18 protein-coding genes are annotated in these 15,084 nt (G+C 56.4%); 13 read left to right on the top strand and 5 right to left on the bottom strand.

The features are described 5' to 3' along the window. Positions 1-12: 12 nt before the first annotated feature. Positions 13-543 carry a sigma-70 family RNA polymerase sigma factor gene (locus AC6I8T_RS22455; protein ID WP_208725666.1) on the top strand — a complete coding sequence of 177 codons (531 nt, stop codon included), beginning with the start codon at positions 13-15 and terminating at the stop codon, positions 541-543. After that, entirely contained in the window at positions 540-1,334 is a 795-nt protein-coding gene (locus AC6I8T_RS22450; RefSeq protein ID WP_497834430.1) for an anti-sigma factor family protein, read from the top strand. The genes AC6I8T_RS22455 and AC6I8T_RS22450 overlap by 4 nt, the downstream gene beginning before the upstream one ends. A gap of 22 nt (positions 1,335-1,356) precedes the next feature. Here AC6I8T_RS22450 and AC6I8T_RS22445 read toward each other — a convergent pair whose 3' ends face one another. Next, entirely contained in the window at positions 1,357-2,118 is a 762-nt protein-coding gene (locus AC6I8T_RS22445; RefSeq protein WP_497834429.1) for a dimethylarginine dimethylaminohydrolase family protein, read from the bottom strand. 128 nt (positions 2,119-2,246) lie between these two features. Here AC6I8T_RS22445 and AC6I8T_RS22440 point away from each other — a divergent pair, with 128 nt between their 5' ends. Next, positions 2,247-3,194 carry a bifunctional helix-turn-helix transcriptional regulator/GNAT family N-acetyltransferase gene (locus AC6I8T_RS22440; RefSeq protein WP_497834428.1) on the top strand — a complete coding sequence of 316 codons (948 nt, stop codon included), beginning with the start codon at positions 2,247-2,249 and terminating at the stop codon, positions 3,192-3,194. Here AC6I8T_RS22440 and AC6I8T_RS22435 read toward each other — a convergent pair. Further along, positions 3,181-3,930, bottom strand: a complete 750-nt coding sequence (locus AC6I8T_RS22435; RefSeq protein WP_497830757.1) for a DeoR/GlpR family DNA-binding transcription regulator — start codon at positions 3,928-3,930, stop codon at positions 3,181-3,183. The genes AC6I8T_RS22440 and AC6I8T_RS22435 overlap by 14 nt on opposite strands. A gap of 82 nt (positions 3,931-4,012) precedes the next feature. Here AC6I8T_RS22435 and AC6I8T_RS22430 point away from each other — a divergent pair, with 82 nt between their 5' ends. Both AC6I8T_RS22430 and AC6I8T_RS22425 read left to right on the top strand, forming a co-directional pair. Continuing rightward, positions 4,013-4,612, top strand: coding sequence for an NUDIX domain-containing protein (locus tag AC6I8T_RS22430; RefSeq protein ID WP_208725661.1), 600 nt, complete (start codon positions 4,013-4,015; stop codon positions 4,610-4,612). Next, positions 4,606-4,965, top strand: coding sequence for an NUDIX hydrolase (locus tag AC6I8T_RS22425; protein ID WP_497834427.1), 360 nt, complete (start codon positions 4,606-4,608; stop codon positions 4,963-4,965). The genes AC6I8T_RS22430 and AC6I8T_RS22425 overlap by 7 nt, the downstream gene beginning before the upstream one ends. 83 nt (positions 4,966-5,048) lie before the next feature. Here the strand turns inward: AC6I8T_RS22425 and AC6I8T_RS22420 are convergent, their stop codons facing one another. Further along, complete coding sequence (locus AC6I8T_RS22420; RefSeq protein ID WP_208725659.1) at positions 5,049-5,624, bottom strand: cytochrome b/b6 domain-containing protein; 576 nt, start codon at positions 5,622-5,624, stop codon at positions 5,049-5,051. A gap of 202 nt (positions 5,625-5,826) precedes the next feature. Between AC6I8T_RS22420 and AC6I8T_RS22415 the strand changes: the two genes are divergently transcribed. Both AC6I8T_RS22415 and AC6I8T_RS22410 read left to right on the top strand, forming a co-directional pair. Further along, a complete protein-coding gene (locus AC6I8T_RS22415; RefSeq protein WP_208725658.1) occupies positions 5,827-6,477 on the top strand; it encodes a LysE family translocator in 651 nt (216 codons plus the stop codon). Positions 6,478-6,500: 23 nt separating this feature from the next. After that, positions 6,501-7,322, top strand: coding sequence for a substrate-binding domain-containing protein (locus AC6I8T_RS22410; RefSeq protein WP_497834426.1), 822 nt, complete (start codon positions 6,501-6,503; stop codon positions 7,320-7,322). 79 nt (positions 7,323-7,401) lie between these two features. Here the strand turns inward: AC6I8T_RS22410 and AC6I8T_RS22405 are convergent, their stop codons facing one another. Both AC6I8T_RS22405 and AC6I8T_RS22400 read right to left on the bottom strand, forming a co-directional pair. Then, the gene (locus tag AC6I8T_RS22405) at positions 7,402-8,187 is read right to left on the bottom strand and encodes an SDR family oxidoreductase (protein ID WP_497834425.1); all 786 of its coding nucleotides are present in this window, start codon (positions 8,185-8,187) and stop codon (positions 7,402-7,404) included. A 53-nt stretch (positions 8,188-8,240) separates the two neighbouring features. Next, positions 8,241-9,137, bottom strand: a complete 897-nt coding sequence (locus tag AC6I8T_RS22400; protein WP_497834424.1) for a GntR family transcriptional regulator — start codon at positions 9,135-9,137, stop codon at positions 8,241-8,243. Positions 9,138-9,322: 185 nt separating this feature from the next. On the opposite strand from AC6I8T_RS22400, the gene AC6I8T_RS22395 reads away from it, so the two are divergent. Genes AC6I8T_RS22395 through AC6I8T_RS22370 form a run of 6 tightly spaced genes read left to right on the top strand, consistent with a single transcriptional unit; the run spans position 9,323 to position 15,076 of the window. Beyond that, entirely contained in the window at positions 9,323-10,135 is an 813-nt protein-coding gene (locus AC6I8T_RS22395; protein ID WP_208725654.1) for an ABC transporter substrate-binding protein, read from the top strand. Positions 10,136-10,165: 30 nt separating this feature from the next. Further along, positions 10,166-10,891, top strand: coding sequence for an amino acid ABC transporter permease (locus tag AC6I8T_RS22390; protein WP_208725653.1), 726 nt, complete (start codon positions 10,166-10,168; stop codon positions 10,889-10,891). Continuing rightward, complete coding sequence (locus AC6I8T_RS22385) at positions 10,888-11,634, top strand: amino acid ABC transporter ATP-binding protein (protein WP_302474916.1); 747 nt, start codon at positions 10,888-10,890, stop codon at positions 11,632-11,634. The genes AC6I8T_RS22390 and AC6I8T_RS22385 overlap by 4 nt, the downstream gene beginning before the upstream one ends. Positions 11,635-11,647: 13 nt before the next feature. Continuing rightward, positions 11,648-12,823 carry a M20 family metallopeptidase gene (locus AC6I8T_RS22380; protein ID WP_208725652.1) on the top strand — a complete coding sequence of 392 codons (1,176 nt, stop codon included), beginning with the start codon at positions 11,648-11,650 and terminating at the stop codon, positions 12,821-12,823. Continuing rightward, positions 12,820-13,920 (top strand): mandelate racemase/muconate lactonizing enzyme family protein, encoded by a 1,101-nt coding sequence (locus AC6I8T_RS22375; protein ID WP_208725651.1) that lies wholly within the window; start codon positions 12,820-12,822, stop codon positions 13,918-13,920. The genes AC6I8T_RS22380 and AC6I8T_RS22375 overlap by 4 nt, the downstream gene beginning before the upstream one ends. Continuing rightward, the gene (locus AC6I8T_RS22370) at positions 13,907-15,076 is read left to right on the top strand and encodes a M24 family metallopeptidase (RefSeq protein WP_208725650.1); all 1,170 of its coding nucleotides are present in this window, start codon (positions 13,907-13,909) and stop codon (positions 15,074-15,076) included. The genes AC6I8T_RS22375 and AC6I8T_RS22370 overlap by 14 nt, the downstream gene beginning before the upstream one ends. Positions 15,077-15,084: the final 8 nt, after the last annotated feature.

Raw genomic sequence — 15,084 nt, 5'->3', positions numbered from 1 at the left:
TGTTTCCGCTGCGTGGAGGAGCGAAAAATCACCAGCTCTGAGGTTCGTCAGCAGCTTGCGGCGCATTTGGTCCGTTTGTGGCGGTACGCGATGGTGTTATCGCGGAACCGCGACGTGGCCGAAGAGCTGGTGCAATCCACCTGCGTGCGGGCGCTGGAGCGCAGCGCCCAATTTACGCCGGGAACGCGCATCGACCGCTGGCTGTTTAGCGTGTTGCATTCGGTGTGGATCAATGAACTGCGCGCCCGGCGGGTGCGCATAGGGCAGGGATTTGTCGCCAGTGACGAGTTGATAGCGCCGGATCATCAGCAACATGATGAGGAACGTATGCAGTTTGTGCAGGTGATGCAGCGTGTCGGTCAGTTACCGGAAGCGCAACGCAACGCGGTGTTTCTGGTGTATGTCGAGGGTTTTACTTATCAGGAAGCGGCGGAAACGTTGGCGGTGCCCGTCGGGACCATTATGAGCCGTCTGGCTGCGGCGCGCGCCACGTTAGCAAACGCGGTTAATGGGCGGTCATCGACCCAGGAGAAACGGCTGTGACTGCGATCCGATTTAGTTTTCCTTATCCTGATGAAGCGATCGTGGCCTGGCTCGATGGCGAAATGCGACCGGATGATGCGCAGGCATTTGAAAAAGAACTGAAGCGCAATCCTGAACTCTCCGCCCGTACGGCGGAACTGATGAAAAGCAATCAACCGTTTGCCGAGGCGTTTGGTTTAATGCTGGCACAGGCCCCGGAACCGCGTATGCAGCAGCAGTTGGCTGGCTTGCTGGCACAGACGCCCCCCATCCCAGGGTCGCCCACTGCGCAGGTCAGTCGTCGTGCCTTGATTGCTGCGTCGCTCGGGTTTCTGCTGGTTGGGACGGGTGTCGGCTATCTGGCTCGCCCACGGGTAAAACCGGATGAAAGTGCCGTTATCCGCGAACTGGAGGCACAATATATGTCGCTCTACAGCCCGGAAACCCTGGCGGATGTCGATAACTCACCGCAGATGTTGCAGCACTCGCTGGCGCGCACCGCGCGCGACCTCGACATCCATCTGACGCTGGCGCAGTTAACCTTGCCGGAAGCGGAATTGAAAAGCGTCAGGATGCTGCGTTATGACGATGCGTTGATTTCTCAAATCGCGTGGAATCACAACGATTATGGCCCGATGGCGTTATGCATTTCACGCGAGGAGCAGGCGCAAACCAGCGCGCTGACCGAAGAAAAACGCCACGGGATGAATCTGGTCTGGTGGCGTAATGCGGGATACCAGTTTGTCCTGATTGGCCATAGTCCCAGTGCGCAGTTGATGCGCACTGCCACAAGGTTAAGCCATATCCTGTAACGGCGCGATGTATCGCGCGGGTTTAAAAACGCAGCGACAGGCAGGTCAATCCGCCATCCATCTTGCGAATTTCACTGGTATCCAGCGCGATGATGGGCATATTTAGGGTACGCAACTGCGCCAGCGTTGCCGGGTAACCGGTTGGGGTAATCAGCGTATCATTGATCAGCAGGGTATTTCCGGCGTACATTTCGTCGTCGGGAATAACCAGATGATTGTATTGCGCAAATTGCGGCAGGCGCGCAAATTTTTCTGTGGAAATCAGCGTGTTTTTTCCGACATAGTTTATCGCTGACTTCAGATGCAATCCCTCATCCACCTCAACAGAAGTGACACTGTAACCATAAGGTTCCACCAGACTGGCAAATTCGCGGATCCCGGTCTCATTGGTCCGTGTGGTCAGCCCGATATAAAACGCCTTATCGATCAGCATGACGTCGCCACCTTCCAGCGTGCCTTTGTCACTCATCATCTTCAGTGGGCGAAAATCCTTCAGCACCGCTTTCATCGACTCGACTTCACCCGCGCGGGCGGCGGCACCAGGATGGGTGATCACCGCCAGTTCCGGGATCACCACGGCGGTATCTTCAACAAAATGTGCATCGGGAAAATCCGCTTCGGCGGGTAACAGCGTCACCTTCAATCTGAGCGTTAACATGGCGTTGAGATAATCCCAGAACTGACGGCGGGTGAGTTCAGCGTCCGGTGCGCCCAGAGAGGCGGTGGTCAGGCCCGCCGCGCAGTTTTCAGCCGGGAGTCGAGCAATAATTTGCGTAAAAACCATCTGTTTATCCTTAAGTCGTGGGGTGTCTGACCACAAATCTATCCTTTTCAACTGGCTAAAGACAACTTGACAACGCGGTCCGTATAATGGTTGTATCATACAACCTTATTTAACCGACGTTGATTAACATGACAGAGACCACCCTTATTCAGACCATTCGTGCCGCATCACGCCTGATGGTGCGCGAACTGGGCTTTATGCAAACCACACTGGCGGCGACCAACTATTCCGCTTCGGCGGTGCATACCTTGCTCGAAGTCGCCAACCACCATGCAATCACGGCCGCCCAGCTGGTACACATCCTTGGTCTGGAGAAATCCACGGTCAGTCGGATGTTGGGGAAATTGATCAACGCCGGTGAGCTGGCCGAGTTGCCTTCTGATCAGGACGCCAGGGTGAAGCAACTGGTGTTGACTGAACAGGGCAAGGCCAGTGTCGCCAGAATCAATGTTTACGCCAGCGCGCAGGTGGAACAGGCGTTGGTGCAATTAAATCGGGAGCAGCAGCAGGCGGTCGCCCAGGGGCTATCCGCGTACGCGCAGGCATTACAGGCGCGCCGCGATCATCTACCCACCACGCCGGAGATCGTCATTACCACCGGTTATCAGCCTGGCTTGATTGGCCGGATCGCAGAAATGCACGGCAGCTACTACGCGCGGCAACACGGGTTTGGTCATTTTTTTGAGGGCAAAGTCGCCAGTGGTCTGGCTGAGTTTACCGGTCGCCTGACCTCACCGCGTAATCAAATCTGGGTCGCCAGTCAGCAGGGCCGTATTGTCGGTTCAGTGGCGATAGATGGTGAAGATTTAGGTAACAACGAGGCGCATTTGCGCTGGTTTATCCTCGACGATGGCTGCCGTGGCGCGGGAGTGGGGCGTCAGTTGCTCAATGCTGCCATGATATTTTGTGATGAGCAGGCGTTTGCTGCGGTTCAACTCTGGACCTTCCGTGGCCTGGATGCCGCCCGTCGGCTGTATGAATCCTTTGGTTTCACCCTGACAAACGAATGGCAGGGCGACCAGTGGGGGCAAAGCTTGCAGGAACAGCAGTTTACGCGTCTGGCTAAAGCACGGTAACGTGCTTTTTTGCCAACAGCTGTGCCATGTCAGCCTCCAGCGGTTGGTCCACGATCAGCGTACTGGCGAGGGAGAGATCGCCAATCGCGAAGGCCGAAGCCGAATTCATCTTTTCTTGCGAAACCATCACGACAGTATCAGCAGCCCTGGCGGCCAGTGCACGTTTCACTCCAGCCTCTTCATAATCGCCAGTTGTCAGACCGGCAGTTTTATGTACGCCTGTGACGCCCATAAAAAACAGGTCTGCGTTAATGCGGGCAATTGACTCCAGCATCGCTGCACCGACGGTAACAATGGAGTGCCGAAACAGGCGACCGCCAATAATGATGACTTCCACCCGTGGGTAATTCAGCAACCCCATCGCAATACTTGGGCTGTGTGTAACTGCGGTAAAGGCAAGATCCGCTGGCAGCAGTTTGATCATCTCTGCCGTTGTGGTGCCGCCATCAATAATCACCACCTGGCCCGGCTGAATTAGCTGCACCGCTTTCCGTGCAATCTGTTGCTTTGAACTTATCTGCACGTTTTTGCGTGTTTCGAACGGCGCAATCGCCGCTGAGACGGGCAAGGCTCCGCCATGTACCCGCTGCAACAAACCTTCTGCTGCCAGCTCTCTGAGATCACGACGGATAGAGTCTTCCGATACGGCAAAGCGTTGGCTCAGTTCACTGGATTGCACCTGTTTTTCCTGACTCAGAATGTCAAGAATTTGCTGTTTACGCTGACTGGATAACATGCGCCTTTTTTCCTGATTGTGCTTGTATGTGCACGATTATGCATGCTAGCGTAAAAAATGTCATCTTCAACAGGAATACATCATGAAAGAAACATCATCGCGTGTCAGGCATATCAGAGAACAACTGCTCTCGGATAATTGGTATACGTTGAAAAAATACACTTTCGAGTTTTTACGCGCCGATGGCTGTTGGCAGGAACAAAGCCGGGAAGCCTACGATCGCGGTAACGGGGCGGTGGTGTTGTTATTCAACCGTGAAAAAAACAGTGTCGTGCTGACCCGTCAGTTCCGTTTACCGATTTATCTCAACGGTCACGACGGTTTTCTGATTGAGGCGGCCGCAGGCCTGTTGGACGATGCGTCACCCGAAGAACGTATCATTGCTGAAGCCCAGGAAGAAACCGGCTTTCGCATTCAACGTATCGAAAAAGTGTTCGAAGCCTTTATGAGTCCGGGTTCGGTAACGGAAAAACTCTATTTCTTTCTCGCGGAATATCAGGAACAGGACCGTAACGGCCAGGGAGGCGGACTAGCCGAAGAAGGCGAGGATATAGAAGTTCTGGAATGGCCGCTTACTCTCGCACTTAAGGCGATTGAAACGGGTGAAATGATGGATGCCAAAACCATCATGCTGTTGCAACATCTGGCGTTGCGCCTGCAAGCGGAGAAAACGTCATGCTGATTTTACTGGCGGGACCGGTGCGCAGTGGCACAAATGGCGATCAGGCACTGATTCACGCTAACCTGCGCAAAATGGAACAGGTTGCACTGGCGGTGTATCACAAGGGACATACACCGGTGATCGGCGAGTGGCTGGCATTGCCGCTGGCGCAAATGGCAGGGTCGGAATCGATCGGTGATGAAATCAGCCAACAATTTCTTTATCCGGTCGCCCATCGCTTAATTCATTGCTGCGAGGCGATTCTGCGTCTGCCTGGTGCATCGGCGGGAGCGGATAATGATGTGCGGATTGGGCGGGAGGCGGGCTTGACTATCTTTACCCATATCGATTCTATCCCCACTATTCAGGTTTAATTATCCAGACACACAGAAACGAAGGGTTTTTGTGTGTCCAGTCGTGGTGTTTATCCTTTCCTGCCGATACGGCAATGGCGCTATTATTTTCCTGCTGAATAGCGATGATAACCCTCGAGAAAAATATGTAAAATGCCCATTGCGCCATGTGCATAAAAATAGATTTCAATAAAGGTAGTGAGAAATTTATGCCAGTGGAGCAGGGAATGCGCCAGCGTGGAAGATGCGCCCTGGCTATTATAAACGGCAAACCATAATCCGCCGATAATGGCTACCGCCAACAATGAAACAACACCCAGTCCCTGAATGGTAGCGGCAATTCCACCTGACTGCGCCTCCGGGAGTCGCCCTTTTGCTAACGTCAGTAAATCCTGACGGATAGCGCGAAAGTCGGCCCTTAACCAGGCAAAGTACCAGCTAAATCCGCGTTGGGAAAACATCCACGCCAGCATGACCGCGCCCAGCACAATCAATCCCAGACCAGAAACAATATGCAACCAGGTGATAACCGTTTCCAGCGAGTGGCCGTCTATTGCTTCTCGCTCGGTGAAATTGGAATTAATAATTTGTGCCAGAATCAGGGCGGCCACAATTATATGTAATATTCTAAAGAAAGGGGCATCTTCATGGGGCAGACTGCGCCAGAGATTGATTTTCATACCATAAACCTTTATCAGAGCGGGGAATATTGGCATGAATTCTTTCAGGTGAAGATTAATCGAACCTTAATAAAAAATAAAAACGCGCTAGCATTAGTGTAATTGATAATATTTATCATCCACACTTTCCCCATCCCCACAGGGACGATTCCTGTTATGATTTGGTTAAAATCGGTCGTTGGTTTTATTACAGGAGCGCTCCATGCTGGACATCATGCATTTCCCCCTTTTTCTCGCCTCGGTGTTTTTACTTTGTATTACGCCCGGCCCTGACCTGGCGTATGTGGTGGGGCAAAGCGTGGCGAATGGACGACGTTCCGGGGTGATCTCGGCGGCAGGCGTGGCGCTGGGTAGCTGTACCCATGCGATTGCCAGCGCCATCGGATTGACCGCGCTGATTGCCGCCTCGCCGCTGCTGTTTACGGTGATCAAATATATCGGTGCCGCGTATCTGATTTTTCTCGGCAGCAAAATGGTGTGGAGCACGCTGATGCGGCGACAGGCCGCTTCCGGCGCTGACGAACCGGTCGCTAAATCCACCGCCAGCACCCGCAGCCTGCTGTCGCGTGGCCTGATCACCTCCATTACCAATCCCAAGGTTTTACTGTTTTTTATCGCCTTCTTCCCACAATTTGTGGTGATTGACGGCGCGCATCATGCGCAATCTTTCCTGATTCTGGGCCTGACCTATGCGTTGATTGGTTTCGCCACCGATACCTGTTTTGCGCTGTTAGCCGGTGGGGCTGCCAGCGCGGTCGCGAAAAATGCTGCGATGCAGCGCCTGCTGGATCGGGTGGTGGGCATCACCTTTATTGGTCTGGGGATTCGTCTGGCGTTGACCCGTCGCGGCTAACCTTTTTTCTGGAGAGGCAATTCATGGCAACAGCGGTTATTGGCATCGTCAGTGACGAGTTCACCAATCCCAACAGCGTAAAGATGCTGAATGAAGTGACACGGCAATTGAACGCGCGGGGTTGTCTGAGCCTGCTGCTCAACGTCGATTCACGCGAGCATTACCTGACGTTACTCAATCAGGCTGGCGAGTTGGGGATCACGGGATTGATTTTCCTCACCGCCCTGTATGGCGAAGAGACGACGTCGATCCCGGCTATCTGGCTAAGTGGCGAGCGGGCGCTGCGCGTGGATGGCTACGCGGCGGGGGAAGAAATAGGTCGCCTGTTATTGGCTCAGGGGCATCAGCGCTTTGGTTTTATGCATGGACGTGAAACCCACACGCAACCGCGTCAGATGCAGGGCTTTGCCGCCAGTCTCGAGGCCGCAGATAAAACGCTGGATCAACAATTAGTGGCGGGTAACGACGACCGTGAGTTGGCGTACCAGGCGATGATGGCCTACCTGAAAAAAGCGCGTGCATCAGAACGTATCAATGCGTTGTTTTGCGAGAATGATGTGCTGGCTTTCGGTGCCATGCAGGCGGTGCGGGACTTCGGTCAGGGCGTGCATATCGGCGTGGTCGGTTTTGATGATGTTGACGAGGCGCGTTCCTCAGGCTGGCATCTCACCAGTTGGGCGCAGCGTCGCGATTTGCTGGTGGCGGAGGCGTTAAATCGCCTGCTGGACAAACGTGTCGACAACAGCGGGGCATGGCAACAGGGCGAATTGCAGGTGCGCCATTCGCATCACGGCAAACACGTTCATGGCGAAATGTCACAATGCGGTTGTGCCAGCCGCCATTAATCGGCAAAACCGCGCCGCAGGTTCCGTCGCGGCGCGATTGGAATTGCGTGATAAATCACGCCGCTACAGACCATGACGATTAAATCGCGTCAATCATCCCGCCATCCACCCGTAACACCGTGCCGGTGATATAACTGGCTGCCTGGCTGGCAAGAAACGCCGCCGTCGCGCCGTACTCTTCCGGCGTACCGTAACGACCTGCCGGGATCCCCTGGCGACTTTTTTCCGCTACCGCATCTGGCGTGCTGTTTTCGCGCTTCGCTTTGATGGCGTCCAGCTGGCTGACGCGATCGGTGGCGATACGTCCCGGCACCATCACATTCACCGTCACCCCATCCGCCGCCACTTCGGTTGCCAGCGTTTTTGACCAGCCGAGCAAACTCATACGCAGCGCATTGGACAGCGCCAGATTCGGGATGGGGGCAATCACCCCGGAGGAGGTTGAGGTGATAATGCGGCCCCAACCCTGCTCACGCATGGCGGGCAGCACTTTGTCCGTTAGCGCAATCAGTGAGGACACCATCAGGGCAAACTGCTGCTGCCAGACGGCGGCGGCAGTGCCCTGGGCGCTGGCGGGTGGTGGGCCGCCGGAGTTGTTCACCAGAATATCGACATCGCCCCAGTGCTGACGAATCGCATTCAGCACCGCATCAAAGCTGTCGGGTGCCGCCAAATCCAGTTGCCAGGCGTGTGCAGTGCCACCCTGTTGCTGGATCTGACTGACGGTTTCCGCCAGCTTTTCCAGATTGCGTCCGGTCACTGCAACCTTGACCCCTTCCTGCGCCAGTGACAGCGCCATCGCCCGGCCTAAACCGCTGCCCGCACCACAAACCAGCGCGACCCGATGTTGTATTTGCAAATCCATAAAACCACTCCTGATTGTATTTTCAGGATCGTGATGTGCAAAAATGATGCCGGTTATTTACGTGGCCGCTTAATATTCACCTGGTCATAGGCAAATTGCAGATGTTGCTGCATCAGGCTGGCGGCCAGTTCCTGCTTGTTTTCCCGCAATGCATCAATGATGGCGACATGTTCTTCGCACCACTCTTTCACGCGGCGTTTGTTGTGGTAGCTGCCGAACTCCATCAGGCGGCGTAGGCGGTTCTGCTGCTGAATCGCCTGCAATACAAACAAATTACCGCTGGCCTCCGCCAGCAACTCGTGGAACGAGGCATCGGTTTCGAAGATATCTTTCGCCGGAACCTGGGTGATATCCGGGTGGGTAATCAGCCACAGATGCTGGGCGCGCAGGCGTTTCAACAGCTGGCGATCAACCCGTAGCTGGGGCGTCAACAGGGCCGCGGGTTCAATCATCAGACGGAAGCCGTAACTGTTGCGCAACGCCACCTCGGAGTTGAGCGTTTGCAGGAAACGCCAGCCGTGCCCGGCGTTGCGTGCAATCAGGCCATCCTCTGACAGCTTCACCAGCGTGCGCGTCAATACGCCACGATCAACGTCATAGCGCTGGGTAATTTCGGTCTGGGTAAAGGATTCCGGCAGAGTACCGGCAATGCGATCCCGCACCAGCAATTCATACAGGGTTTGATCATTACTTTTGGTTTGTTCGATGTTGAGTTGTTGCAACGCATCGGCACTTTTTAGCAGGAAGAATCCCTGATTTGGCCGGGCTTCAACCGCCCCCAGCCGCGTCAGTTCTTTCAATCCGGCGCGAATTGGCGTGCGCGACACCCCCAGCGCATCGGCAAGATGTTGCTCACGTAAATGATGACCTGGATCGAATCTTGCTTCATATATCAGGTCAAGGATTTGCCGGGCGATCCGGCGACTGCTCGCAGTTGAGTCAGGCTGCATGGAGAGCTTGTACCTTAAGTGTATTGTTGTGATCTGAATATACAATAACACGGGAAAAGTTTTGCAGCGAAATAAAGCAGGAACTGCACGATAAGCGTGCAAGTGCACCAGGAAGGGACGTGTTCTTGTCATCATGATTGTATTTGTTGATTCACAAAATCCAATATATTAACCAGGAGACGACGATGCCCAGCTCTTATTTCACCTTAAACCGCCTGCGCGGAATGATGTTCAGCCTGGCGTTGCTGCCAGTGGTCAGCCATGCCGCGGTGGAAAGCGTCAGCCCCGGCAAACTGACCTATGGCACGGCAGCCACCTTTATGCCGTTCGAGTTCGTCAAAGACGGCAAGCTCACCGGCTTTGATATCGATTTAATCACCGCGCTGAGCAAACACCTTGATCTGACGCCCGCGCCGATGGCGATGGAGTTCAAAGGCCTGATCCCGGCGTTACAGGGTAAACGCCTCGACATCATTAACTCGGCGATGTACGTCAACCCGACCCGTGCCGCGCAGGTCGATTTTGTGCCTTATCTCAAAATCGGCAGTCGCGTGGTGGTACGTAAAGGCAATCCCGCCGGGATCACCGGTCGTGATATGTCGCTGTGCGGTAAAAACATCGCCGTCACCCTCGGCGGTATCGAAGAGAGCCAGGCGCGTGTGGATAACAAAAACTGCGTCGCGGCCAACAAAGCTGCCATCAATGTGCTGACTTTCCCGGCCGCGACAGACTCCGCCGTGGCGGTGGCACAGGGCCGCGCCGATGCCGAATTCCTCTCCACGCCGGGGACTCTGGCGCTGTTCAGCGAGAAACCCGATGTGTTCGAAGCGGTTGGCCCGGAGTTCGAGGCCGACACCCATATCGCGTTTGCGGTACGTAAAGGCGATGCCGAAACCAAAGCGCAACTGGAGAAGGGCCTGCAAAGCCTGGTGAAAGATGGCACCTACAAGCAACTGATTGAGAAATGGAACTTCCCGGATTCCGTTGCCATTTTCTGATGCGTTTCAAGCCGTTAACCGGAGATAGCTATGTCGATTGATTTAATGTGGCAGTACTTCCTTTCCCCTGAATTTCTTAAGGGCGCCTGGATGACACTGTTAATCACCCTCTGCTCACTGTTGTGTGGCGTGGTGCTGGGTCTGGTACTGGCCCTGCTACAGGAAGCGCCTTTCCGCGCCGGAAAGGGTCTGGCGTTTTTCTACCTGTGGCTGTTTCGTGGCACGCCAGTGCTGTTCCAGATCATCTTTGTCTACAACGTGCTGCCAGGCTTCGGCTTACGCTTCTCCGCGTTTACCTGTGCAGTGCTGGCGCTCTCGCTCAACGAGGGCGCGTATATGGCGGAAATCCTGCGCTCCGGCTTACAGGCGGTGAAAAGCGGGCAACGTACCGCAGGCATGGCGCTGGGGATGACCAACGCGCAGATCATGCGCAAGATCGTGTTGCCACAGGCGGCGCGCATTGTGCTGCCGCCGATGGGGAATCAGATGATCAGCATGCTCAAATCGAGCGCGCTGGTGTCCGTGATTGCGGTACAGGAGCTGCTGCTGGTGGCGAACCAGACCGCCAGCGCCAGCTTCCGTTACTTCGAAGCGCTGTGCGCCGCCGGTATCTACTATCTGCTGCTCACCACGCTGTTCATGATTTTCCAGTCATGGCTGGAACGCACGCTCGATCCGAAACAGCGCCGTCGTAAAAGCCAGAAAGCGCAATCCCACGACCTGAAACTGCCTAAACCCGCCCGGGAGGTGTCATGAACCATGAACGCAAACCGTTGCTGGAGATGATCGGCATCGACAAAACCTTTGGCCGTCAGACCGTACTGAAAAATTGTTCGCTTAGCGTCAATCGTGGCGAAACCGTGGTGCTGATCGGCCCCTCTGGCTCCGGCAAATCTACGCTGCTGCGCTGTGTCAATTTGCTGTCGCCTGCGGATAGCGGTGACGTGTTCTTTGCCCGTCAGAACATCAGCCGGGGAGAGGTGCCGCCGCATCAGCTTCGGCAGCGCATTGGCATGGTGTTCCAGAATTACGAGTTGTTTTCCCATCTCACGGCGGCGGAAAACATCATGCTGGCACCGATGACGGTGCTGGGCGTTAACCGTATCGAGGCACGTAAGCAGGCGGAAGCGTTGCTGGCGAAAGTGCGCATCAACGAACGTGCTGACCACTTCCCGGATGAGTTGTCCGGCGGTCAGCAGCAGCGCGTGGCGATCGCCCGTGCGCTGGCGATGAAACCGGAACTGATGTTGTACGACGAACCTACCTCGGCACTCGATCCGGAGATGATCCGTGAAGTGCTGGATGTGATGGCGGAACTCAGCGCCGAAGGCATGACCAGCATGGTGGTCACCCATGAGATGGGGTTTGCCCGCCGTGCCGCCAATCAAATTCTGTTTATGGAAGAGGGCGAAATTCTCGAACGCGCCAGCGCCCAGGACTTCTTTACCGGCCAGGTCAGCGAACGCGCCAAACGTTTCCTCGACCAGATCTTACATTAATAGCGGAGTACCTATGAGTCGTTACCAGGCAGACAGTGTGCGCATGAAGCGGGATCTTGCCGCACTGGTCGCCATCAATACCGAAAACCCGCCGGGCCATGAACGCGAGGCGGCAGAATGCGTCGCCGGCTGGTTACGTGAGGCGGGTTTTGATCTCTCCTTCAGTGAATACGCCCCGGGACGTACCAACGTCATCGCGTTGCTGAAAAACGGCGACGGTCCCTGCTTCGCCTTCAATACCCATCTCGACACCGTGCCCGCAGGCAGTGGCTGGTCGAGCGATCCCTTCACCCTGACCGAACGCGACGGGCGTTTATACGGTCGCGGTGCCTGCGACGCCAAAGGTCCGCTGGTGGCGATGGTTGAGGCACTGCGCATGTTGGCTGCCAACCGCCATAGCTGGTCCGGCACCCTGATGGGGGTGTTCACCGCCGACGAAGAGGTGGCTAGCGAAGGGGCGAAATTTTATGTGCGCGACCAACCGCCTGCCATCGACTTTGCGGTGATTGGCGAGCCGACCTCCAACGCGACGTTCTCGGCGCATAAAGGCAGCCTGCGTCCGCGCGTGCGGGTCAAAGGGGTGACGGCGCATTCCGGGACGCCGGAGCTGGGTATCAACGCCATTTACCAATCGGCGAAGCTGCTGGGGTTAATCGAAGAAGCCCATCATCAGCAGGTGCGTTGCCGCTGCCATGCGCTGGTCGGGAATGCCAGCCTGACGGTGACCCGTGTACACGGCGGCCATGCCGATAATGTGGTGCCGGACAGCTGTGAACTGCTGCTGGATCGCCGCATGGTGCCGGGGGAAGACGAGGTGGTGGTCAAAGCTGAGTTGCAACAACTGTTGGATCATGCCCACGCGCAATCCGGCGTTGAGGCGGAAATCATCGCCTGGCAGCCCACCACCGGCGCTGCCACCGAAACCGACAGCAGCGAAGCCATTGTGCAGCACAGCCTGGCGGCCTGCCGTCGCCACGGTCAGCCGGAGCCCGGCCCGTTTGGTTTTCAGGGCGGCTGCGATCTGGTGCATTTCCGCACCCTCGGTGCGAAAGGTGTGGTGATTGGTCCCGGTGCGCTGGCGGTGGCGCATAAGCCAGATGAATTTGTCCCGGTGGAAGAGTTTATCGCCGCAGCCAGCATCTACCTGGATATCGCGCTGGCGCTGCTGCCTGTGGAGGTCACCGCGTGAAGGCGCAACTGTGGCGCGGCGACCTGCATTACGCCGGGGTGACGTTGCATACCGCCGCGTCTGGCGCGGTACATGCGCTTGATACCTTGTGGTTGCAACTGAGTGACAACGTCACAACAGGGGTGGGCGAGGTGCGGCTCAATATCGCCTATCTGCACGGCTACAGCGAACAACAGGTGTTAGACAATTTGCTGTCGATGCTGACGCAGTGGGACTGGCGCGCCGATGCCCGCACCCTGCTGGCGGCCGTACATGCGGCTGACAGCCCGTTACTGGCACCGTCGCGCATGTTGCTGGATATGGCGCTGCACGATCTGCTGGCGCGTGAGCAGGGTGTCAGCCTGGCAGCCTGGCTGGGCGCACCGGCGACGATGCCGCGTTTCGCCACCAACCAGACGCTGTTCTGGGGCAGCGAAGCGCAGATGCTGACGCAGGCGCAGGACTATGTCGCTCGCGGTTTTACCCAGCTCAAGCTGCGCACCGGCGTGGCGGATTTCGCCACCGATCTGGCGCGTTTACAGGCGCTGCGTCACACCTTTGGCAATCGCATCTCACTGGCGATTGACGTCAACGGCCAATGGTCGCTGGCCGATGCGCATCACGCGTTGCCGCAGTTGCAAACCCTGGGGCTGAGCTATATCGAGCAACCGCTGGCCCCGGGTGACGACCGTCATCTGGCTGAGCTGGCGCAGTACGGCATCCCGATCATGCTGGATGAAAGCCTCAACAGCGCAGCGGCGATTGATCGGCTGATCGCGGCAAAAGGCGCGCTGTGGGGCCATCTCAAGCTGGTGAAGTTAGGTGGATTAGCCCCGACGCTGGCGGCAGCACGCCGTCTGCAAGATGCGGATATTCCCTTCATGATCGGCCAGATGAATGAAGGCCACGCTGCCACGGCGGCGGCATTGCAGCTGTGCCGCGTGCTGCAACCGGCGTTTGCCGAACTCTACGGCGCGGATGGTCTGATTGACGATCCAGTCAGCGGTCTTTCCTATACCTGCGGCTTGGTTGCCGTAAATGATTCTCCCGGCCTGGGCGTGCAGTTTGCTGCCGCTCGCGCCACTTTCCTCCAGGAGTTTAGTGATGCAACAGCTTAATAATGTGGTTCAGGGCAGTGAATCTGCGTTCAGCGCGGATGAGTACGCGCTGCGTATCCAGCGCACCCGCGAGCGTCTTAACGCCGCCGGTGTTGATGTGATGATCGTCACCGGGCCGGAAAACATTTTCTGGCTCACCGGTCAGCAGACTCCCGGTTATTACACCTTCCAGGCGCTGCTGCTACCGGTCGAAGGGGAACCGGTGTTTGTCATTCGCCAACTGGAATACTTCAACTTTATCGCCAACACCTTTATTTCTGACGCCGCTATTTATCAGGACGGTGATAACCCGGTGGATTTCCTCGTCGGCATGTTGCAACAAAAAGGCTGGTTGAAGAAACGTATCGGGCTGGATAAACGCGGCTGGTTCCTGCCAATCGCCGTGTATGAACTGCTGCAAAGCAAACTTGGCACCATCGCCGACACCGCCGGGGTGATAGAACCGCTGCGCGCAGTGAAATCCGCCGCTGAAGTGGAAAAAATTGCCACTGCCGCCCGCTACGTTGATGCCGGGATGCGTGCTGGCATGGCGGCGATCCGGAGCGGCAGCGACGAGAACGCGCTGGTGTCAGCGATGATGGGGGCGGCGATCGCCGCCGGTTCTGAATATGTCGGCATGGAGCCGCTGGTGTCCAGCGGTCCGCGCAGTGGTGTGCCGCACGGCACCTGGCGTCGTCGCGTGTTGCAGGATAACGAACCGGTGTTCCTCGAAATGGCCGCTGCGCACGATCGTTACCACGCCGCGCTGATGCGTTCGGCGTGGATTGGCCGCCCACCGGCGATTGCCATCGAGATGGAAAAGGTGTGTCAGGAGGCTTTACAGGCCGCGCTGGATGCCATCCGTCCGGGAGCCACCTGCGCTGAGCCGCATCTGGCCTGCCAGAAAGTGATTGATCGCGCAGGCTTTACCGACAACTTCAAAAAACGTACCGGCTACTCCATCGGTGTCTCGTTTGCACCTGACTGGGGCGAAGGCGGCATCCTTAGTCTGTACAGCGGTGTCACCACCGAATTGCAACCCGGTATGACCTTCCATATCCCGCCTGCGCTGCGAATTTACGGTGAATTCACCGTTGGCGTCAGTGAAACCGTGGTGGTGACGGAAACCGGTTATCGCCAGCTTGGCAGTCTCGCTCGTCCATTAACTTTGTTGTAAGGAATTCT

Source organism: Pantoea sp. X-Soil-OKNW-556 (assembly GCF_059730695.1).
Note: the sequence above shows the minus strand (reverse complement) of the source record. Positions and strands in the feature narration are given on the sequence as shown.